This is a genomic window from Desulfofundulus sp. JL263-se, assembly GCF_056316025.1.
The window spans coordinates 602,168-624,418 of sequence record NZ_CM149993.1 but is presented as its reverse complement, the minus strand read 5'-3'; the positions used below and the strand labels follow the sequence as shown (position 1 = coordinate 624,418).

Genomic DNA, 22,251 nt, shown 5'->3' with positions numbered 1-22,251 from the left:
TTTGCATTTTGCAATCGTTTGCAAGGTTTAGCAAAAAAATTTTACTTAGGTGGCGGTCCGCTACTATTGCGAAGCACCAGTTCCGGCTGTAAAACAATATGTTTCTTTTGCGATTTTTTGCCATTCTGTATCTCATCCAAAAGAATCTTTGCTGCCATCTCACCCATAGTATACTTGGGCTGAGCCACCGTTGTTAGCCGGACCTCCCCCAAAGAAGCAAAGGGAATATCGTCAAAACCTACTACGGAAAGTTGATCAGGTACCCGCAGGCCTAGTTCCCTAGCTGCCTGGAGAACTCCAATGGCCAGGATATCGTTAGCAGCAAAGATAGCCGTAGGCCGCGGTGTAAGGTCTTCAAGGAGGATACGTGCATTACGGTAACCGTCTTCCTGCTTAAATCTGCCATGCCGGATATAGCCATGATCTATCTCTACACCTTTTGCCGCCAAGGCCATACGGTATCCTTCCAAACGCTCCCGGCTGGACTCCAAATGTTCGGGCCCGCCTACATAGGCAATCTGCCTGTGCCCCAAGCCAAGCAGGTGCTCCATCACCATGTAAGCTCCTCTTACGTTATCAATTAGTACGTAATTGGTATTTACTTGCTTTAGAACCCGGTTGATAAGAATCAAGGGAGGACCATTTTTCGCAAGTGCAGCCACATATTCGCTCTCTTCACTGGCAGATGCCAAGATGATACCGTCCACGCGCTTACTTACCAAAGCTTCCAAATAACGTTTTTCTTTATCTGTATCCCAGTCGGTATTGCAAAGAAATACATTGAAACCATGCTTATCGGCTTCTTCTTCGGCCCCCCGGGCCACCTCGGGAAAAAACGGGTTGGTAATATCGGGTATCACCAGGCCAAGGGTGCCGGTCTTTTGAGTTACGAGGCCTCTGGCGATAGCGTTAGGTTGATATCCCATTTCCTCGGCCAGCTTCTGAATCTCCCTCCGGGTCTTCTCACTAACTTCCGGCCGGTTGTTTAATGCCCGAGAGACGGTGGAATAGGATACTCCAGCTCTTTTCGCAATGTCCTTAATGGTTACCGTCACGCACCGTTCCTCCCCTTGCAAAACCTTGCAAACGTTATCGCTTTTATGCTTAATTATACAAACGTTTGCATAAGATGTCAATACCCACACTCTTTTTTCTAAAAAATCCTTTACTGAATAATACGGTAGATAGCCTGTACCCATGTATATGATTTACTTATCTCTTGTGCGATACTTATCAATTAATACCGCTATTATAATTATGCTGCCAATTGCAACCTGCTGCATGTAAGCTGAAACGTTAAGCAAATTAAGGCCGTTGCGCAACACACCCATTATCAAAGCACCTATAAGCGATCCAATTATATTACCCTGTCCGCCCATAAGGGAGGTGCCGCCAATAACAACTGCCGCAATGGCATCCAGCTCATACATTATCCCGGCAATTGGCTGTGCGGAATTCAACCTGGCTGTAAGAATTATAGAACCAAGGCCCGCCATAGCCCCGCTGATAACATAAACATAAGTCAAATATTTCTTAACATTAATACCTGATAGTTTAGCTGCCTCAATATTCCCGCCAATTGCGAAGGTATACCTGCCAAGCTTCATGTGATTTAAAACAACATATGCTATTGCGTATACAATAAACACTATAATTATCGGAGTCGGTATCCCGATAATACTCCCGCCCCCGAGAAATAGAAATGACTCTTCAAAACCAGAAATCGGCCTTCCCCCGGTATACACCAGGGCCAGTCCCCGGGCAACACTCATCATACCCAGGGTGGATATAAACGGAGGTAAATTTCCTTTGGTAATCAGCAGCCCGTTAACTAATCCACAGGCACCGCCAACCGCCAAGGCCACAAGCACGCCGCCCCAAACCGGTGCACCGCTTTTCAAAGCACTGGCCATAACCACGCCGGCAAAGGCCAAAATTGAACCCACTGACAAGTCAATGCCGGCAGTCAGGATAACAAAGGTCAAGCCAACCGCCAGAATAGCGTTAACTGCCGTTTGCAAACCGACATTCAAAAGGTTCTGGGAAGTAAGAAATACCGGCGACAGAAAACTCATTAAGATACACATTCCAACAAGAACCAGGAAAGTAACAAAGATACCACTTTTTCCTAACTTACGAACAAAATCCATGCCACTAATTTTACTTTTACGGCTCGCTAACTTCATTGTCTCCCTTTCAGCTGGCAATTTTATCCCCCCCGGCTGCGTAATACATTATTTTCTCCTGGGTTGCTTCTTCTCTTGTCAACTCACCGGCAATCCTACCCTCGTGCATTATTATGATACGGTCACTCATCCCCAGAATCTCTGGAAGCTCTGATGAAATCATAATTATGGCAACACCTTGTTTCGCCAACTGATTCATTAACTTATAAATTTCGAGCTTTGCCCCTACGTCTATACCTCTTGTAGGCTCATCAAAAATCAAAACCTTTGATTTTGTAAATAGCCATTTGGCCAAAACCACTTTCTGTTGATTCCCACCACTTAAAAACTTGGCCTTTTGTTCCGATGACGGAGTTTTTATTAAAAGGTCGGCTATATATTTTTCACATACATCTTCTTCCTTTGCTTTATTGATAAATATTTTATCCATTACCCCACTTATATTGGCCAGAGTAATGTTTTCCCGCACGCTCAAATTCAAAACCAAACCTTGTCCCTTGCGGTCTTCCGTTAGAAAGCCAATACCATGTTTAATAGCATCGTGCGGAGAATTTATGTCCACCCTCTTGTTATCAATATATATCTCACCGGAATCCCTGGGGTCTGCACCAAAGATTGCTCTCATAAGCTCAGTCCGCCCGGCGCCCATCAGACCTGCAACGCCCAATACTTCTCCCTTTCGGACATGGAACGAAATATCATACAGCTTACCTTTTCTGCTCAAGTTTTTAACAACCAGGGCATCTTCACCAATAGTAGTTATCTCTTTAGGGAACTTTTCCGTTAAAGTACGGCCAACCATCATGCTGATAAGTTCATCTGTGGAGGTTTCAGCCAAGTCAACTGTACCAATGTATTGCCCGTCCCTCAGGACGGTAGCGCGATCCCCAATCTGGTGTAATTCTTCCAAACGGTGTGAGATATAAATAATGGATCTGCCCTGGGACTTGAGTTCTTTAATGGCTTTAAACAGTTCTTTAATTTCTTTCTCGGTAAGAGCTGCTGTAGGCTCGTCCATTATAATAATGTCTGCATCCACTGACAATGCTTTGGCTATTTCTACCATCTGCTGTTGAGCAACACCAAGATTTCCAACTATTTCTCCGGGGTCCAGGTGAACACCTAAGCTATCTAAAATTTTTTTAGCTTCACTTTTCATTTTGGCCCAATCAATCAGGCCGGCCTTGTTAGTGGGCTCACGGCCTATAAATATGTTCTCGGCAATACTAAGATAGGGGATCAGGTTAAATTCTTGATAGATAATACTTATGCCCGCATCCTGGGCTTCACGGAAGTTTTTAACCTTAAAAGGTTTTCCTTTGAACATTACCTGCCCGGAATCCTCTTCGTAAACACCTGTTAATATCTTCATCAAAGTTGACTTACCGGCACCATTTTCTCCAAGTAAAACGTGAACCTCTCCTCTTTTTACCTCCAAATTAACATTATCCAAAGCCTTTACGCCGGGAAATTCTTTTGTAATACCTTCCATACGGAGGATTACATCACCAGTCAACTTCATCCACCTCCGCTGCCTTATAAAACAACCTCAACGCCTTCACGGCAAGACTTAGTTGCTGCCACGGCAATCTCGACGGCGGCACGGCCGTCTTCCGCTCCTACCAAAGGTTTTTTACCTTTCTGAATGCAGTCAATAAAATCAATCATTTCCAGTAAAAACGCCTCATCAAAGCGATTTGAAAAATATGGCACCACGTCATGTATAACCCCTTCTCGCGTCAACATAACCGCCGGCGTGTGCTGCAAGTACCCCACAGCAATACTTCCTTCTGAACCAAAAATTTCAGTTCGGATATCCGCCCCGTACCTGGCATTACGGCTGGCCTCAACCTGACCATATGTCCCGTTTTCGAACACCAGCGTGGTGACCGCATTATCAACGTCATTGTAATTAGCCAGCTCCGGATAAACATATATGCCACCAACTGCACGAACCTTTTTTACTTCTTGCCCCATAAGCCAGCGGGCCAGGTCATAGTCATGAAGGCTCAGGTCCAAGAAAATTCCTCCACTTTTAGCAATAAACTCCATAGGTGGGCACTCCGGATCCCTGCTTACTCCCCTAAAACTGATGGGCTCTCCAATAATCCCTTTCTCTATTTTTTCCTTGGCCAAAGAATATCCCCTGTCGAATCTTCTCATAAAGCCTACTTGAAAAACCTTATCATACCCCTTAACCCTTTCACATATCTCCTCGTTCTCCGCCAGCGTTAAGGCCAGGGGCTTTTCACAAAAAACATGTTTACCATGGGATATGGCAAATAAGACCATTTTATAATGCAGGGCGGAGGGCGTAGCTATTATGACAGCATCGATATCGGCGTGGGCAATAACTTTTTTATAATTATCCGACGCGATACTGGCATTACATTCTTCGGCCACGCGCTGTGCCTCTTCCAGCGGCTGTGCTACAACGGCTGCAAGGTTGGCGCCGGGAACCCTATATGCCAGGTTTTCTGCATGTTTTCGCCCCAACCGTCCAACACCTATTACGGCACAATTCACTTTGCTTTGCCCCTTCACTCATATCACTCCAATACCCCTGTTCCTCAGATTCGAGGTTTCGGGTCTATTGGGCCTTCCGGCCCAATAGGCCCTTTTTCCTGGTCTACATGCAAATAATTTAACTCAGCTTATCCCTGGTAATCAGTTCAACCTTAGTAGGAATGTAATTTTTAATCTTACCACCATTGAGCAATTCCACAACCTTTTCAACTCCCAACCTTCCCATTTCGCTGGGATACTGGGCTACAGAACCGGTCATTCTGCCTTCCTTGATGGCCTTCTTCGCTTCATCAGTAGCATCAAAACCGATTACCATAATCTCGCCGCCCTTACCGGCAGCCTCTATGGCCTCAAGTGCCCCCAGGGCCATCATGTCGTTACAGGCAAATACCGCGTCAATATCCGGGTGGGCCTGGAGAATATTCTGCATTACGTTATAGCCCTCAGCCCGCTCCCAGTTGGCAGTCAGAGAAGCTACCACCTCAATATCAGTTTTATCAATAGCTTTCCTAAAGCCTCTCAAACGGGCATCACCAGTTTCGTGGCCCGGAATGCCTTCCAAAATAGCAACCTTACCCTTGCCATTCAATGTTTTGACAACATATTCACCCGCAATACGGCCGCCTTCTTCGTTATCAGACCCAATGAACGCCTCCACATGCGCTCCTTGCTCCTTCATCGCCTTTTCGTCCACCTTGGTATCAACGGCAATTACCGGGATACCGGCATCATTGGCCTTCTTAATGGCGGGAACAATTTCCTTAGAACCGCTGGGAGAAATTAAAATAGCATCTACTTTTTGAGTAATTAGGTTCTCTACAATTTGCATTTGTTTTTCAACGTCAATCTCCCGCTCAGGAGCCTGAACTATAAGCTTCACACCGGCTTTTTCAGCCGCCTGTTTTGCACCCTCTTCCATGTTAATAAAAAACGGGTTGTTCAGCGTCTTAACCACTAAAGCAATACGCTTTTTACCGTTTTCCCCATCATCACCTGCAGAGCCTGCTTGATTATCTTTCTTTGCACCACACCCTACTGCCAAAAGCAGCAAGCTTAATGCCAAAACAGTAATTAAATTTAAGATAAAAGACCTTTTTTTAAGCACCAGAGACTTACCCCCTTAGAGCTTTTTTCTTAGAGCTTTTTTAAAATCATCTGCTAAAAATTTAGTTTTCACTCTCGAAAACTTCCTCTGCCACCCCCTTTTTTTTTCGTCGGAATTATGTAAGCGCTTACAAAAACCGACTAAAAATAATTACATTTTTTATTTGATACTGGTTTTAAAACTAAAAAGTAGTCAAAGATTTCCTTTTGCAATAACCCAAGGATGTTGATTTTCTCACAATTAAGCGAGTATCCAGCACAACTTTTTCCACTTCTTTGGAACCCTTGTAAATGCGGTCCACCAATAATTTGGCTGCTATTGAGCCCATTTCGTACATGGGCTGGGCTACTGTAGTAAGCGGGGGATCAACGATACTGGCGATGATTGTATCATCAAAGCCAATCACCGATATATCATCGGGGATCTTAAGCCCTGAATTTTTAATGGCCTTCATGGCACCAATAGCGATAACATCATTAAAACAAAATACAGCAGTGGGCGGGTATTTCAAACTTAGAAGCTTCATCATGGCCTGGTAACTGCTGTCAATATTACTGGAACAGGTGACTGTCAGTTCTTTTCTGAGGGGTATTGATGCTTCCCGAAGGGCCGCCTCATACCCCTTTTTCCTATCAATACTGGATTTAATCTTTAGAGACTCATTAATTAATGCAATATATTCATGTTGCAAGTCAATTAAATGTTTAGTAGCTGTATAAGCGCCTTTAAAGTTATCAACCATTACGGAATCTGCTTTAGCCCCTTCCACTTCCCGGGCAATCAAAATTACGGGGAAATTACGTTCACATAGTGCAATAACATTACTGCTATCCGCTTCGGCGGTAGCAAATATAATACCGTCGACACTTTTTTTAAGAAGCAGGTGAATATAACTCTCCTCTTTATTGACCTTGTTATCGGTATTACAAATTATGATATTAAAGCCCAATTTATTGGCTGTATCTTCAACCCCCCTTGCAATTTCCGCAAAAAAGGGGTTGGCAATATCGGGAATTAGAAGACCCAAGGTATATGTATTCTTTTTTGTTAAAGCAGTAGCAAGCATATTGGGGGAATATTTCAGTTCTTCCACAACAGCAAGAACCTTTTCCCGGGTCTTGGGTGAAACCCCGCTGCGATTATTGAGAACTCTGGATACCGTAGCTATAGATACCCCTGCAGCTTTTGCAATATCATAGATAGTAGTCATTTTTGCTCCCAACCACATTAAAAAATTTTATAGTGTAAGCGCTTTCTAATTTATTAAGTAAAATTCGACTTATTTATCAAAAATCCTTCTAGCAAAATTAATTTTTTAAAATAATTTTAATAAAGTAAATATATCCCCAAATCAGTTTTTTGCCCTTAAAATTCTTCATTTTTTTTCTTGATCAACTATTTACAAATCACCATATTTTTATATAAAATCTTAGATGTACATTTTTGAAAAAACGGATAATAATGCAAGTAAAAGAATGTAAGCGCTTTACAATAAAATAATAGGAGGGAAATAATGAAAATAAGGATTGGTATTAACGGGTTCGGCAGAATCGGCAGGAATGTATTCCGGGCGTCAAGAAACAGAGCAACCGAAATAGAGGTAGTGGCTGTTAACGATCTCACTTCACCGGCAAATCTGGCTCATCTTCTCAAGTACGACTCGGTACACGGAACAATGAATGCATCTATTGAGGCAACGGATTCAAGCATAATAATTGATGGAAGAAGTATAAGTGTAACCAGCTATAAAGAACCCGCCGAAATTCCCTGGAAGGATCTGGATGTAGATATTGTAATTGAATCCACCGGGCGGTTTACAGACCGGGAAAGTGCCCTCAAACACCTGCAGGCGGGAGCCAAAAAGGTTATCATTTCCGCCCCTAGCAAAAATGCAGATACTACCATAGTTATGGGGGTCAATCATAATACTTATAACCCTGAACGGCACCATGTTATTTCCAACGCTTCATGTACAACCAACTGCCTGGCCCCCATTGTCAAAGTACTGCATGATACTTTCGGCATAGAATGCGGGGTAATGACCACTGTACACTCCTACACCAATGACCAGCGGATTTTGGACTTGCCTCACAAAGACTTGAGAAGGGCCAGAGCCGCAGCAATGTCCATAATACCTACAACAACCGGAGCCGCCAAAGCCGTGGGACTGGTACTCCCTGAATTGCAAGGAAAATTGAACGGGTTTGCCGTGCGGGTGCCGACTCCCAATGTATCGATGGTAGATTTTGTAGCCCAGGTGAAAAAAGCAACGAACGCAGCTGAAATAAATAATGCTTTGCGTAATGCAGCAGAAGGAGATCTTAAGGGAATTTTGGGCTATTGCGAGGAACCCCTGGTATCCAGGGACTTTTACGGGGACAGCCGGTCCAGCATTGTAGACGCCCTTTCCACAATGGTAATGGGCGAAAAATTGATTAAAATAATAGCCTGGTACGATAACGAATGGGGTTATTCCTGCCGGGTAATTGACTTGGCCGTATATATCTCTAAGTTTTTCAATTAAGCTTATAGTTAATAAACATATCTAACAAGGTTATATGCCTACCGCATTCAGCGGTAGGCGTTTTTTAATTACTTTGATAAAAGACTATGAACGAATCACCAGCATATTGTTGCCATCAGGTGTTTACAAGTATGAAAAATCACCCCTTATACTTCAATATTATTATGATAAAATTTATGTATATTAATTCAGGAGGCTTAAAAAATGAAAAAGGATGCTTCAATTGAAATAAAAGAAAATACCTCAATAAAAAGGTATACGTTACTTGTTGTTACCATGGCCTCTTTTTTGACTCCATTTATGGGCAGTGCCGTAAATTTGGCCATACCCTCAATTGGAAAAGAATTTAACGCCAGTGCATTTCTTCTCAGCTGGGTGGCCACAAGCTATATTTTAGCCTCGGCAGCCTTTCTGGTGCCCTTCGGCAGGCTGGCCGATATAGTGGGAAGGAAAAAAATTTTTATTTCAGGCGTTACTTCTTTTTTCCTGTCCTCCATATTATGCGGGCTGGCCTGGTCCATTGAGGCGTTAATTATTTTCAGGGTTCTGCAGGGAATAGGGAGCGCCATGATTTTTGGCACTGCCATGGCTATATTGACTTCGGTTTTCCCGCCCCGGGAAAGGGGTAAGGTACTGGGGATAAATGTGGCCACAGTATATGTCGGCCTTTCCCTGGGGCCCGTACTCGGGGGAGCCATGAACCACAACCTGGGCTGGCAGTCCATATTTTATTTGAGCTCACTGATAGCCCTGTTGGTGGTATTGCTGACATTTTTCAAATTGAGGGGTGAATGGACCGGCGCCAGGGAGGAAAAATTTGACCTGACCGGCGCTGTTCTTTATTCAGCCGGCCTGATTGCTTTGATGTACGGGGTTTCCTCTGTTTCCGCATCGGCATGGGCCAAATATTTACTGGTTCTCGGCCTGGCGGTAATGGCGCTATTTATCAGGCATGAAATGAATGTGCAGCAACCTGTTTTAAATTTAAAACTTTTTAGGGGCAATGTCACTTTTGTTTTTTCCAACCTGGCGGCACTGATCAATTACAGCGCCACCTTTGCGGTAGGATTTCTACTTTCCCTGCACCTGCAAGTGGTAATAGGTTATGATTCGCAAAAAGCAGGTTTCATACTTCTTTCCCAGCCCGTTATCATGGCTTTATTGTCTCCCTTTGCGGGCGCACTTTCCGACCGCGTGGAGCCCCGGATAATTTCTTCCCTGGGCATGGCTTTAACCACCCTGGGACTTTTCATTTTCAGTTTCTTAACCCCGAACACGCCCCTGTGGTTGATAATTGCAAACCTCGCGCTGCTGGGGACGGGCTTTGCACTGTTCTCATCGCCAAACAGCAACGCGGTGATGGGGTCGGTCGAAAAAAGGTTTTACGGGGTTGCCTCCTCAACCCTGGGGACCATGAGGCTTACCGGCCAGGCCATTAGCATGGCTATTGTAACCTTAATACTGGCCCTTCACGTGGGCAACGTGGAGTTAAACAGCGCTGATGCGGACATGCTCGTAAAAGGGGCCAAAACTTCCTTTATTATACTCACCGTTATTTGCTTCGGAGGCATATTCGCGTCCCTGGCCAGGGGAAATGTGAATACACAGCCAACAAAATAAGCCGGGAGAAGCCTTCAGGCTTCTCCCGGGGGAGATTCATCTTGCAAATTTAAGCGGGCTTTACGGTCACCTTCCTCCGCCAAAGCCTCTTCACCAGCTTTAACCAGTTTTCGTACCATATTGCCGCCAATTTTCCCGGCTTCCCGAACGGTCAATTCTTCACCGGCATTGGCTAAATCGTCTTCCAGGCCCAGTTCCTTGGCGGTTTCCCACTTCAACCGGTCGAGCTGCCTTTCCGTGCGCAACCGGTCATTATCTTTTTTGTGCCCCATTTCAACACCACCTCATTCCTAGAATGCCCGGTGGCGGGGTCGAATATGTATAAAGCCGGATAAATCCCGCAGCAATAATTACCCGCCCAATTTTTTTAAAATTCTATCCTGGTAAGAGCGCACGGCCGCGTTCATGCCCCTTTTTTCCATGAGCAGGTTAAATCTTAAAATCTTTTCATTTAGTTTTTTCTTTAATATATTTCTTTCTTCATCCTCATAACAGCAATTTATCAACTTTTGTAGGGAAACAATTTCTTTTCTGATTTCAAGCTCCTGGGGCAGCATCCCGGCGTTTTTCAGTATTATATAAGCTGCCCGCAGGTCCTCGGGAACACTGGAAAGATCGTCTATTTTTAAGGGCTTACCCTTACCGGCAAGGTTTTTTAATTCGCCTCTTTTAATGGCTTCGCGAATTTTATTCTCAGCAATAACCGCCACGATATCCATATTTTACCCTCCCCAATCCCCGGGAATAATAAAGTCTTTTCCAATTTTATTCGCCTTGAATGTATAATTTCCCTATTTTTCTTGATATGAATTTAATGTAATACCGGCTGCCTTTGTCCCGTCCGCCAGGATAAGGCACTTATACCCCGGCAGCAACCCGGAAATTACCTCCAGGATGTGCCGGTGACAGGTAAAGATGAATACCTGGTGCTCAGCGGCAATTTCCCCCAGCACCTTTACGGCCCCTTCCAGGCGCTCCGGGTCGAAATCCACCATAACGTCGTCCAGCATAATGGGTAAGAAAGAAACAACAGAGCCGTAATGCCTGGCCAGGGCCAGGCGCAGTGCCAGGTATAACTGGTTTGCCGCGCCCCTGCTTAAATTGGCAACCTCTACTCTCTGGCCGCTTGGCCGCTCCACCTCCAGCTGCTCCGGAGAGCCCACCGGGGCCACCACCCGGCTGTAGCGGCCGCAGGTCATGGGCCCGATGTATTTTGATGCCTGTAACAGCACACCGGGCTGGCGGTGGCGCTCATGCTTTTTCTTGGCCAGGGAAAGAAGAGCGGAGCACAGGGCATACACCCGCCATTCCCTGGCCTTCTGTGCCAGCCGCTCCTTCAACATATCCCTCTCCTGCCGGGCCCTGGACAGGTCTTCCCCGCTTTCCATTTCCTTAATGCGCATTCTTTTCTCGGCAATTTCGCCAGTAATTTGTTTTACCTGTTTTTCCACTTGCTCCAGCTCTTTTTTTACCTGCTCCAGCTCATCCAGGTTATCTTCCCTTGTGGAGCCGGCCAGCTCGGCACAAAATTCGTCCAGTTCCTCCGGGGAGCCGGCAATGGAAAGAAGATGTTCCCTTAAGCTGGCAATTTCTTGTTTCAAATTTTCCCGCCTGGCAAAGACGGCGGCCCGGACCCTGAATTCTTCCTCATCGCGGGCCTGTCCTAAAGCAAGCAATCCCCGGATGGAATTTTCCGTTTCTGCCAGCCGGGAGTCTGCCATTTCTTTCTCGGCCACAGCTTCCTCCAGCCGCTCTTGCAGGCGCTTCTGCAGTTCGGCGCCGGCCTCATGCTCTTCCAGCAGGGCCGCTAAATTGGCCACCAGAGCGTCAGCCGTTTGCCTGGTGGCCGGCTCCATTTGGATAACTTTTAATATTTCATTAACCCTGGCAACATAACCGTCAACAAATTTAACAACTTGCCGGTATTCCTCCCTGCTGATTCTCAACTTGTTGATACTGTCCCTGGCCTTTTCCGCCAAATTGAGAAAGGAAATCATATCAGCGGGCCCCAGCCGGGGGAAGCCCCTTCGCGAGCACCACTGCTGCCATTCCTCCTGCAGGTCGGCAAATTTTTCTTGCCCGGCAGCTTCTTTTACCCCGGCATTTTCCAGTTCCTTTCGCGCATCCTCTAAAGCCTCAGCAGCCTTTCCCCTCTGATTTTCCAGCTGTTCCACAAAGCGCAGGTCTTCCCTCTCCCGCTCCAGCCGGCGGCGAATTTCCGGCAGGTCAGCCAGGGAAAGATCCCTGTCCACGCCCAACTTCCGGGCGTCCTCCTCAATTTGCCGCCTGGTGAAAACCAGCCAGTCCTCGAACTCCCCAATGTCCCTTTTTACTTGCCGCAGCTTCTGTTCCAGTCTCTCCGCCTCCTGCCGAAGCCGCTCCCGGCGGGATAAAACTTCAGCGCTTATCTTGTCTAAAATTCTTTTTATCAACACCGCCAGGCCTGCGCCCCCGGCAAGGAGCAACAGGCCGCCGGCATTCAAACCCACCACAAAGAGGCCGGCGGCCCCCAAAAAGGCCGCAGCCCAGGAAATCCAGCCGGACCTTTTGTAGGCAAAAGTATCATTCAGGCTTTTTTGCACAAAACCCCACCTGGACTCCAGGTCGTTATACCGCCGGCGCTCTCCCTTGATTTTATCCTCCAGGGCCTGTACATTATGCAGGTTTAAACTCAGCCGCTCCAGGATAGTAAATCGTTCCTCCAGGGATGCCGCGCCGGCAGTTCCGTCCGGAAAGGCGGATAACCTGTTTTCAATTTCCCGGAGGCTTTTTCCCTTTCTTTCCACTTCCTTCCGCCAGAATTTTACGGCCTGTACCGCATCATTCAACTCTTTTTCCTGCGCGCGAAAGCGGCGCCCAAAATCTTCCACCTGCCGGTGCACGGCCAGGGAAAGATCCAGCCCCAGCACCCTATCCTCATCCCACCGGGGCCCCAGATCGGCTAGCCGCTCACTAACCTGTTCCTCCAGCTGCCTGATTTCGGTTTCCTTTTCCGTAAGCTTTTGCCTCTTTTCCATGTAAAGGGATATTTCACTGCTCAAGCTTTTAATGACCGGCCCGTACTCCAGAATGTTAAAATTAATCTTAATGTCGTCAAGTTTCTCCCTTAAGCCCTTGATAGCAGTATTACACCTCTTAACTGCATCCAGCTCGTGATTTCTGCGCTCCAGCAACTTCTCTAGCCTGGAAATACCGTCTTCCGGAAACCTTTCCACGAGCTGCAGCTCTTCTAACCGGGCAGTCAGACTCTGCATTTTCACCCAGGAATCCCGGGCCTTTACCAGGTTTTCCAGGCGGCTCTTCCTGCGTTCCAGCTCCCGGTACCTTTGGCCCAGGCTTTCTTGCCTTTTTTCCAGCTCCGCCTGTTCGTTTTTGAACTCCAAATAAAGGGCAGGCTGCTGCTCCAGCTGTTTAACCCGCCTGTCCACCTCACCCAGTTCCTTCAATAACTTATTTATCTCCTGAACGCGTCCCCTGGGATTGAAAAGGGCCCGCATAGAGGAGTGAAGGTAACCGGCAGCCCGGACCAGCTTGTCGGGGCTTACCCCCGTACCGGCGCCGTAAATGTGGGCGCTTACTTCTTCTCGCTTTAAGTCATCCAGTTTCCTTAGTTCATCCATGCCAACTGCAAAAACGTTTTTGAACAAAACCGGACTGATTCCCTGCAGGATATGACTCTTGAGATAGGCCTCCCCTTCCTTTGTCCCGTCCGGCAATTCCACAACCACCTTGCCGTCTCCCCTGCCCGTTCTCTGCACGCGGAAAACATTCCCGCCATCATCTTCCAGAAGCAGCCATCCCCCGGCCCGGCCTCCCCGCACCGGCCGGGGCTTATTTCCCTCCGCCTTGAAGCCGAAAAGAATGCCCCGGACAAAGGACATGAAAGTGGACTTACCCGCTTCATTAAGCCCGTAAATTACAGTGGGAGCACCGTCGAGGTCACCCCGCCGGGCAGTAAAATCCCGGAAGATACCGTACCCGTCAATGTACAATCCAACGAGCCTCAAGGTATATCCTCCTCCCACAGGAGGTCAACGGCCAAATCTTCAGCGGCCTCCAAGAGTTCATTTAATTCTCCTTCCCCCGGCGGTGAAATGTACCTGGCAATCCTTTCTTCCAGGGGGGCCAGGCTTTGCCGCAGCTTTGAGCGCAGTTCCCCATCACGCCGCGCCTCCCCGGCCAGCAACAACAGGTCGCCGAGCAGCGTTTCGCTCTGCCGTATGGATTCCTTGTCCACGGGAATTCCCGTGCGGCACTGTATGGACTCGGGCCAGAGAAAATTTCCTTCTTCCCCGGCAAAGTGCAGGCGAAGTTCACCCAGGATATCGTCAACTACGGCCCCGCTTTTGAGTCTCCTGTGCAGCGGCCCGCGCCCGGTCAGTACAATGCGGGCCACCACCGACCTGTTGCCGTGGGTCCTCTGGATACCGGTTAACTTTTCATTAAGGCAATTAACCAGCTCGTCCTCGGTCTTCATCCCCTCAATGGAAACCTTCACCCCGGCCCACCGGACACTGTCCACAGAAAGGAACCGGAGGCTTACCAGGCCGCTGCCGGAAACATTCACCAGATAACAGCCCTTTTCTCCCTTTTCCCGCGGGTTGCGCCCCTGGAGGGTGCCGGAATAAACTATGGAAGGCCCGCTTTCCCGCAAAACCCTCCGCGTGTGCACGTGGCCCAGGGCCCAATAATCCATATCGGCCTCCACCAGATCCTCCAGCCGGCAGGGGGCGTAATTCTCGTGTTCGGGAATGCCCCCCACATTGCAATGTAAAACTCCCACGGCAAAGGGCGCCTCCCCGTGGCGCTTGAATAGCCGGGCATAATTTTCCGAAACGTCCCGCTGCGGGTAACTGATGCCGTAAACCCTGGCTATTTCCTTCCCCTGCCGCACAATCTCCCGGCATTCCACTTCCCCGGGGCTGAAAAAGTGGACATTTTCCGGCCAGGTCAGCCTGGATTTAACGCCCTCACCGTGGTCATGATTGCCGTAGACCACGAAAACCGGGATATTTTTCTCGGCCAGCCTTTCCACGGCCTCCCGGAAGCGCAATTCCGCCCGCAGGCTGCGGTCGGCCAGGTCATAGATATCCCCGGAAAGGACGAGAAAATCTACCCGGTGCCGGATGCAGGCATTCACCAGGTTCTCCAAGGCAGCAAAAGTGCAGTTCCTGAGTTGCCTCAATACGTTTTCCCTTACGGGCCGGTCAACAACGTCCTCTATCTGCTCAAAACCCCGAAAGGGACTGTCCAAATGTAAATCGGCAGCATGAATAAAAGAGAAATTTCCAGCCAAATTTCCACTCCCCGCTGTTCCCCAATAATTCTGCCAATTTGCAAATGTTTTCTTAAAAAGAAACCGTTATCTACGAAAATTTCCTCAAACAGGTTAGACCAAAATTTATAAAAATCCTTCCCTTCACCGGCCCAAAAATCAAAATCCAACGTAAAAAACAAGATGAATTTCCCGTAGTTCCAAATTTATGGCCGTTCTCACATTTGCCATATCCCCAAAACATTAAGCCCTGCGGAATCCCGCAGGGCTCTTTACAAGACTTAACTTTCATCTTGGGCAACAAGAGCGGCCCCCAGCGCTCCCACCAGCTGGGGCTCTTCCGGTACAAAGACCTCCACCCCCAGCCTTTCGGCCAGCATCTCAACAATACAGCGGTTGTTGGCCACCCCGCCGGTAAAAACCAAAGGTGTCCTGAAGCCAACCCTTTGCAGCATACCAACGGTTTTTTCCACCACCGAGGCATGTAAAGCCCGGGCTATGTCTTTCCTTTCAACTCCCCTGTGTAATAGCGACACCGCCTCGGACTCGGCAAAAACAGTGCACATACTGCTAATCTTTATGTCACCGTTACCTTGAACGGCTTCTTCACCGAATTCCGCTACATGGGAATAGCCCAGGGCCCCGGACATAACCTCCAGAAACTTACCGGTACCAGCGGAACATTTATCATTCATCTGAAAATCAACTACGGACCCTCTTTCATTTAAGAGAATAACTTTAGTATCCTGCCCGCCCATATCCAGCACAGTCCGGGTCCCGGGAAAAAGGTGGCTTGCCCCCAGCGCGTGGGCCTTTATTTCTGTAATTGCCCGGTGGGCAAAATCGGAAGCTGCCACGTGTCTCCCGTATCCGGTGGCAACTACCCGCTCATAATTTCCCGTTAACAAGCCCTTCGCTGTTTTTGTAGGCTCGAAGCCGGTATCCTTAATTTCTTTTAATTGGATTTGACCCCCGTCCAATACCACAAAACCAATGGTCCTGGAGCCGATGTCTATCCCGGCATACAATTGAATCTACCCCTTAATCATTTCGATAAATGCTTCTATCCTGGTTTTTAATTGCCCGGCATCTTCCTGGTCATAGCCGGTTTCAATCTTTAAAAGCGGTATATTTTTCTCTTTTAATGCTTTCTCCACCCGGTTGGCCTCCACGGCATAAGGGTCACAGAAGGACAGGGCGCAATGGATAACCCCGTCGGCGCGGTAATCTTTTACCAGCTGTATTAACCGTTCCAGGCGCCCGGTGTTGGGAGTAAAAACGGCACAGTTTATCCCCAGGTACCTGTCCGCGATATTTCTCAAAATATCGTCTATTTCCCCGGCACCTTCTTGTACCTCATTTTCAAAGTAGCGCAATCCCGTGCAAAGCTCTTCCGCCACTATTACCGCACCGCTGGTTTCTATAATATGGGGCACCTTCCAATTGGGGATGGCCATGGGGGTACCGGTAACTATCACCCTGGGGGTCTTGGCGGGAAAAACCCCTTCACCGTTCTGTACCCTTTTTTCCAGCTCATCACAAAGTTCGTTCACCCTGGCAGTGAACCTTGCCACATCATCATACATGGCAATTTGCTCAATAAGCAGGCTGTCTTTCCCGCTTATAGGTGCAGGATCGTTTTTGCGCAACTCAGCCAGCCGCTGCAGGGCGCGGCGTTTTTCGTTAACTTCTTTAATTGACCGGGTGAGGGATGAGGCGGATATATTGTTGCCGGTAAATTCCTCCATAAGGCGCGCGAAATCCTTTACCTCTTCCCTCCACAATTCACGGTCCCGCTCTTTTTTCATGTGCGGCGTTTCCATTACATGTACCGGCACATAATCATTAAGAATCTCAAAGGCTTTCTTTTTGCCGTCACAGGTTGTCTCGCCAACTATCATATCGCTGGACTCAAAATACGGGCAAACTTTGGCCAGCTTAAAGCCCATAAATGATTTAATCAACGGGCAAATATTGCGCGGTAAAACCTTTTCCGCCTCGGCCCCGCCTACCTCAATGCCCGAGCAAAGGCCGATGCAAATACCCCCGGCAGCACGTATGATCTCCTCCGGGACAAATACGCAAAAGGTACCGATAACTTTACCGCCCTTTGATCTGTGTTCTTGCAGCTCCTTAATTCTCAAGCCGTGAATTTCATTTATGACAAAGTCGAAATATTCCATTCCCCGGGGCCTGTTTTCCTGCACAAGATATACGTCATGATAGGTTGACGGCAGGGCATTAAGAAGCCGGTCATGATCTTCCATATTAAGGCCTAATTCCTGCCACATTTTCCTGTAATCGCCCATTAAAATCTCTCCTTTAGTTAGTTAGGTAGTAAAAATTTATCCATAAGTAATTTTATATAAATACTTTATATTAAACAAATAAAATTATTTTATAAAAATTGTTTATTTGAAATAATTTATTTATAGAAATCTCATACAAAAGGGAAGGCGCAACAGCCTTCCCTTCGAGCCGCTGTTCTTTTTTAAAAGGATCCTTAAAAGATACCTTGAGGCCTGTAACCCAGGGGAATACCCGTTATTTCCGCCGTTTGCCTGTCCAGGGCAAAAAGGTCGCTTTTATCAACGGAGCTTAAGGAATCCTTTCCCAAAGCCCTGACGGCCTCTTTCATTTCTTCCACGGACGACAAAAGATAGCCGGCCAGATTTCCAGCCCCCTTTTCTACGTCCAGTTTATCCTTATATTTACCCTCCTGAAAAACGACTTCGATAGGTGGCTCAAAGGGCAGGGCCCGGAAGACCTGGGTATGGCCCATGGCAAACAAAGCCATGGTACCGACGGCCACGGCATCGGCTCCCAGGGCAAGGGCCTTCAGGTAATCCCCCGGGGTCTTGAGCCCACCGCTGATTATGAGACTGATTTCACCCCGCACCTGTTGCTGCTCGAGAAATTCAACGGCCCGGCAAAGGGCATACAGGGTAGGCAGGCCGAAATCGTCCTCCAGTATTGGGAGGGAGCCGGCAGTACCCCCCTCGGCCCCATCTATGGTTATAAAGTCCGCCCCGGCCTCCAGAATGTAGGCCATATCCCTTTCCAGGTCGTTTCCTGCTGCTATTTTGACCCCCACGGGCACGCCCCCCGTAACTGCCCTTAACTCTTCAACAAGGTTGCCCAGCTGCCCGGGCGCGGAAATCTCCGGCAGCCTAGCATGCAATACAGCGTTTTCACCGGGCTTGAGCCCCAGCAGGCGGATCATCTTGCGGTCCATTGTTTCCTGCTTGAACACCTCACCAATGCCCCCCATAGCTCCCTGCCCCAGCTGAATTTCTATCATATCCGCCCTCTTTAAGATTTCCGGCTCCCTGGACCAGTTCCCCCTGTTATATTGCATAATCAGGTATTTGGCCGCTTTCCTTTCCTCTGCAAGATAGGGCCCGTAACCGGTATTCAGGGCCGTTCCGGCCATGGCCGTGCCCTTGGCCAGGGCAATTCTGGCTTTTTCGCTCAAGGCAAAGCCGTAAGCCATACCTGAAACAAGAATAGGTATATCCAGGCGCAGGGGCTTTCGGGCATACCTGCCCAGTACCACAGAAGTGTCAATCTCTCTCTCTTCGGACGTGGGGAAAGTATCCAGCTGGGCAACATTAAACATTATACCGCTGAAGTCAGGAAATCTTTTAGTCCCTCCGATGGGGCGCTTAATTTTTCTGCCCAGCTCCGCCCTGAGGTTGGTTTCCACGATTACCTGGGGGGTGATACGGGAGCCGGCTGAAAATACCTCCCACAGGTTTTCCTTGTAAGGTTCAGTCATGAAGCGGGTAGAAATATTTTTAATCACACGCCCGGCCAGCCACCGCCCGGCCAGGGCGGTACCGGCGGTAATTACCCCCACACCCAGCAGCCCCAGCGGAAGTTTCCTTTCCCTTTTTTTGCGCGCCATGTTGATTCTCCTCTCAAAAAAGGAGCGACCTAAATTATTATTTCTTCTCACCCCGGGTATTAAACAAAAAATCCGGTAAATAACTTATGGAAAAATATGGGGCAAGGTGTTCTTTTAATAGGGTTTTAGGCATAAAAAATAATTGGCGGGGATTGTTTGAACCCGAAAAGGAGGGGGCCCAATGGCTCTTCTTTATGCATTTTTAGGCATGTTATGCTGGGGGCTGGCTCCTTTATTCGGCAAATTGGGCCTGTACAGCGTAAATCCCATTACAGCCCTCTCACTACGAACAATTATTGCAGGTACGCTGGTAATGGGATGGTTAATAGTTTCCCGGGGGATTTATCAATTTTTTCAAATACCCCCTATATTTTGGGTGCTCATAGGTATTGAGGCCGTCCTTGCCACGCTGCTGGGGGACTTAGCCTATTTTGCCGCCCTAAAAAAGGGCAATATAAATGATGTAACGCTGATTTTATCTTGCGCACCCCTCATCACAATGCTATTAAGTTATCTTTTTCTTAATGAAATGATCACAAATTATCAACTCATTGGGGCCGCCTTCATTACCGTTGGCCTGGTCTTCATAAGTTTCGACTTGATGTAATTTATTACCTCGCGTTTCAAGTAGCACGTTATTTAAACCCGGAATATATAAAAAAAGGTATATAGCTTAAACGCGAGGTGAATTACCAGTTGCTTGAGCCACAAAATACTCCTATTATTAATGCCCTTAAAAAATATATCAAAGACGGGATAATCAGGTACCATATGCCCGGACACAAAGGAGGACAAGTTGCACAGAATTTATTACTTGACTTTTTAGGGAGCAAAGTTTTTGAGGCCGATGTTACCAATGTCCCCGGAATGGATGACCTGCACCAAACACACGGAATAATTAAAGAGGCCCAGGAAATAGCCGCAAAAACTTTTGGCGCCGATTATACCTATTTTTTAATCAACGGCAGCTCGTGCGGGCTACAAGCCCTGGTGATGACGGTATGTAACCCCGGCGACAAGGTTTTGGTGCCGCGAAATATGCACCGCTCCATTTTAAGCGGAATTATTTTAAGCGGTGCCGTTCCCGTATTCTTTAAACCGGAATACGATGCCGGTTATGGTATTCCCCTTGGCACCTCTCCGGATACTATAGCCGACAGCTTAAATTGTCACCCCGGCATAAAGGCCGTCATTCTGATTAACCCTACATACCACGGTATAATATCAGATGTTGCCCGTATCGCGGAAATCGTTCATGCCTACAATATTCCACTGCTGGTTGATGAAGCCCACGGTCCTCATCTTTGTTTTCATGAGGATTTGCCCCCAACTGCCCTTGAAGTGGGGGCGGATGCCTCAGTTCAGGGAACCCATAAGATACTATCTGCGTTTACTCAGGCTTCAATGCTTCATATCAGGGGAAATCTAATTAATAAAGAGAGGCTGGAAGCAACCCTAAGGCTCCTGCAAAGCACGAGCACTTCATACCTTTTGCTTGCATCCCTTGATGCGGCCAGGGCACAAATGGCCGGCTGCGGAAGGCAGTTAATGCAAAGTGCCCTGGAACTGGCTGATTACCTTAAGCACCGGATTACTGAAATCCCGGGCCTTTCGGTTCTTGGAAGCGAAATAATAGGTAAGGGGGCTGTTTTCGGGCTTGACCCTATAAAAATTACAATTTCAGTTAGGGAACTGGGCGTTACGGGGCTTTGGGCGGAGCAGTGGCTGAGAAAAAATTATAACATCCAGGTGGAGATGTCAGACATATTTAATTTACTTTTGATTGTTACCGTCGGGAACCGGCATAAAGATGTCGATTGCCTTGTCAAGGCGCTAAAGGATATGAGGGAGCACATAAAACGGGCTCATATAAGGAAACATCAGAACGGGCTCAGAAAAAATATAAATCCTTCATCCGGCCTACCTGAACTTGTTATTCCTCCCAGGGAAGCATTTATGGCCCCGGCTGCTACCCTGCCCTTAAGGCAGGCTGTGGGCAGGATAAGCGCCGAGGTTATTACCTGCTACCCTCCGGGCATACCGGTAATTTGTCCCGGTGAGAAGGTAACCGGGGAAATTGTAAAGTATATCACGGCCATGCGGGATATTGGCGCACATTTCCAAGGATGCAGTGATTCATCTTTAACCACTATCCGCGTGGTTTTGGCCCGCGCTCAATGATGCGCGGGCTTGGGCTATACCAGCTGGTTCCCTTTTCTTTGACGGTAACCTTGCCACCCGGTGCTTCCACGGTTACCCACGACCTTACCACACAGCCGTCCTGCCCCGGCGATATCACTTTCTCCGTGCCCGGCGGCAAAGATGGGTTATAGCGGTATTCCGTCCAGTATTTTATTCTTTTTTTTACCTCATGATGCCAGGTTACTTTAGGCGGCCTCTGGCACCCGTATATAGCCATATAAAGTGTATTATCAACCTTTTGGGCCCATATGACGATCGGCCCGCTCGTATTGTTCCTGAAGCGGAAATCTCGCACTCCGTAATATACAGTGGCGTCCTGCCCCGCAGGAACATAGGGAACGGTCATGGAATGGGAACTTCGCATGATAACTTCCAGGTCACTGAAAGTCACCACGTTATATAGCAAGCTGGCAATTTTGCACACCCCACCGCCGACGGTGGTAATAAACCTGTTGCCGGCATAGGTGGGGCCGGCCTTATACCCGCGCTCTTCAGTATACGGCCCGATAGCCTCGTTCTGAGAAAAAATTTCACCGGGCTGTACAACTTGTCCGGCTAAATGTTCCGCGGCCAAACCTATATTATAGCCCTCAGCCATTATCGGGTCCGGCAGAGTAGCTTTATACGCAGCCATCAGTACGGGGGTGTTATTTATAATCATGGCTTTCAGAAATTTTATGTCCTTTTCCCAGGGCAACGGGCCGGTATACGGTTTTTCCATGCCCTTGAATTTTTCATAAATATCATTATCCTCAAATTCCGTTTGAGCTTTTTCTTCTATATGTCCCGGTTCAGTAACCCCCTGGGCTGCAATGGCTTTTGGCATTTGGACCGAATAACCGCCGAGTACTATAGAAATACCAAGTAAAATTATTAGTAGCTTCAAGTTGACGGCCTCCCTTATAA

18 protein-coding genes are annotated in these 22,251 nt (G+C 47.8%); 4 read left to right on the top strand and 14 right to left on the bottom strand.

Going from position 1 to position 22,251, the window contains the following annotated elements; genetic code table 11:
* Positions 1-41 precede the first annotated feature (41 nt).
* The 6 genes from ACX4JR_RS03140 to ACX4JR_RS03115 all read right to left on the bottom strand — a co-directional run bounded on the left by ACX4JR_RS03140 (position 42) and on the right by ACX4JR_RS03115 (position 7,027).
* Positions 42-1,055, bottom strand: a complete 1,014-nt coding sequence (locus ACX4JR_RS03140) for a LacI family DNA-binding transcriptional regulator (RefSeq protein WP_476059603.1) — start codon at positions 1,053-1,055, stop codon at positions 42-44.
* A 153-nt stretch (positions 1,056-1,208) separates the two neighbouring features.
* The gene (locus ACX4JR_RS03135) at positions 1,209-2,207 is read right to left on the bottom strand and encodes an ABC transporter permease (protein WP_476059602.1); all 999 of its coding nucleotides are present in this window, start codon (positions 2,205-2,207) and stop codon (positions 1,209-1,211) included.
* Entirely contained in the window at positions 2,197-3,708 is a 1,512-nt protein-coding gene (locus tag ACX4JR_RS03130) for a sugar ABC transporter ATP-binding protein (RefSeq protein WP_476059601.1), read from the bottom strand. The genes ACX4JR_RS03135 and ACX4JR_RS03130 overlap by 11 nt, the downstream gene beginning before the upstream one ends.
* Before the next feature lie 14 nt (positions 3,709-3,722).
* Entirely contained in the window at positions 3,723-4,730 is a 1,008-nt protein-coding gene (iolG, locus tag ACX4JR_RS03125; RefSeq protein ID WP_476059600.1) for an inositol 2-dehydrogenase, read from the bottom strand.
* 100 nt (positions 4,731-4,830) lie between these two features.
* Positions 4,831-5,817 carry a sugar ABC transporter substrate-binding protein gene (locus ACX4JR_RS03120; protein ID WP_476059599.1) on the bottom strand — a complete coding sequence of 329 codons (987 nt, stop codon included), beginning with the start codon at positions 5,815-5,817 and terminating at the stop codon, positions 4,831-4,833.
* Between the two features lie 181 nt (positions 5,818-5,998).
* Positions 5,999-7,027 (bottom strand): LacI family DNA-binding transcriptional regulator, encoded by a 1,029-nt coding sequence (locus ACX4JR_RS03115; RefSeq protein WP_476059598.1) that lies wholly within the window; start codon positions 7,025-7,027, stop codon positions 5,999-6,001.
* 303 nt (positions 7,028-7,330) lie between these two features.
* On the opposite strand from ACX4JR_RS03115, the gene gap reads away from it, so the two are divergent.
* Both gap and ACX4JR_RS03105 read left to right on the top strand, forming a co-directional pair.
* A complete protein-coding gene (gene gap, locus ACX4JR_RS03110; RefSeq protein ID WP_476059597.1) occupies positions 7,331-8,341 on the top strand; it encodes a type I glyceraldehyde-3-phosphate dehydrogenase in 1,011 nt (336 codons plus the stop codon).
* A gap of 204 nt (positions 8,342-8,545) precedes the next feature.
* Positions 8,546-9,961: an MFS transporter gene (locus tag ACX4JR_RS03105; RefSeq protein WP_476059596.1), complete on the top strand. Its 1,416-nt coding sequence runs from the start codon at positions 8,546-8,548 to the stop codon at positions 9,959-9,961.
* Positions 9,962-9,975: 14 nt separating this feature from the next.
* Here ACX4JR_RS03105 and ACX4JR_RS03100 read toward each other — a convergent pair whose 3' ends face one another.
* The 7 genes from ACX4JR_RS03100 to ACX4JR_RS03070 form a co-directional block, all read right to left on the bottom strand.
* A complete protein-coding gene (locus tag ACX4JR_RS03100; protein ID WP_476059595.1) occupies positions 9,976-10,233 on the bottom strand; it encodes a small, acid-soluble spore protein, alpha/beta type in 258 nt (85 codons plus the stop codon).
* A 78-nt stretch (positions 10,234-10,311) separates the two neighbouring features.
* The gene (locus tag ACX4JR_RS03095; protein ID WP_476059594.1) at positions 10,312-10,680 is read right to left on the bottom strand and encodes a DnaJ family domain-containing protein; all 369 of its coding nucleotides are present in this window, start codon (positions 10,678-10,680) and stop codon (positions 10,312-10,314) included.
* A gap of 72 nt (positions 10,681-10,752) precedes the next feature.
* Positions 10,753-13,968, bottom strand: a complete 3,216-nt coding sequence (locus ACX4JR_RS03090; protein WP_476059593.1) for an AAA family ATPase — start codon at positions 13,966-13,968, stop codon at positions 10,753-10,755.
* The gene (locus tag ACX4JR_RS03085; RefSeq protein WP_476059592.1) at positions 13,965-15,257 is read right to left on the bottom strand and encodes a metallophosphoesterase family protein; all 1,293 of its coding nucleotides are present in this window, start codon (positions 15,255-15,257) and stop codon (positions 13,965-13,967) included. The genes ACX4JR_RS03090 and ACX4JR_RS03085 overlap by 4 nt, the downstream gene beginning before the upstream one ends.
* Positions 15,258-15,517: 260 nt before the next feature.
* Positions 15,518-16,264, bottom strand: a complete 747-nt coding sequence (locus ACX4JR_RS03080) for an acyl-CoA dehydratase activase (RefSeq protein WP_476059591.1) — start codon at positions 16,262-16,264, stop codon at positions 15,518-15,520.
* A 6-nt stretch (positions 16,265-16,270) separates the two neighbouring features.
* Complete coding sequence (locus ACX4JR_RS03075) at positions 16,271-17,545, bottom strand: double-cubane-cluster-containing anaerobic reductase (RefSeq protein WP_476059590.1); 1,275 nt, start codon at positions 17,543-17,545, stop codon at positions 16,271-16,273.
* Between the two features lie 194 nt (positions 17,546-17,739).
* Entirely contained in the window at positions 17,740-19,143 is a 1,404-nt protein-coding gene (locus ACX4JR_RS03070; RefSeq protein ID WP_476059589.1) for an FMN-binding glutamate synthase family protein, read from the bottom strand.
* Between the two features lie 181 nt (positions 19,144-19,324).
* Here ACX4JR_RS03070 and ACX4JR_RS03065 point away from each other — a divergent pair, with 181 nt between their 5' ends.
* Together ACX4JR_RS03065 and ACX4JR_RS03060 are read left to right on the top strand one after the other, a co-directional pair.
* Complete coding sequence (locus ACX4JR_RS03065; protein ID WP_476059588.1) at positions 19,325-19,750, top strand: EamA family transporter; 426 nt, start codon at positions 19,325-19,327, stop codon at positions 19,748-19,750.
* A 77-nt stretch (positions 19,751-19,827) separates the two neighbouring features.
* On the top strand, positions 19,828-21,324 hold the full coding sequence (locus ACX4JR_RS03060) for an aminotransferase class I/II-fold pyridoxal phosphate-dependent enzyme (RefSeq protein ID WP_476059587.1): 1,497 nt from the start codon (positions 19,828-19,830) through the stop codon (positions 21,322-21,324).
* Here the strand turns inward: ACX4JR_RS03060 and ACX4JR_RS03055 are convergent.
* Entirely contained in the window at positions 21,293-22,231 is a 939-nt protein-coding gene (locus ACX4JR_RS03055) for a VanW family protein (protein ID WP_476059586.1), read from the bottom strand. The two genes, ACX4JR_RS03060 and ACX4JR_RS03055, sit on opposite strands and share 32 nt — an antisense overlap.
* Between the last annotated feature and the right edge of the window lie 20 nt (positions 22,232-22,251).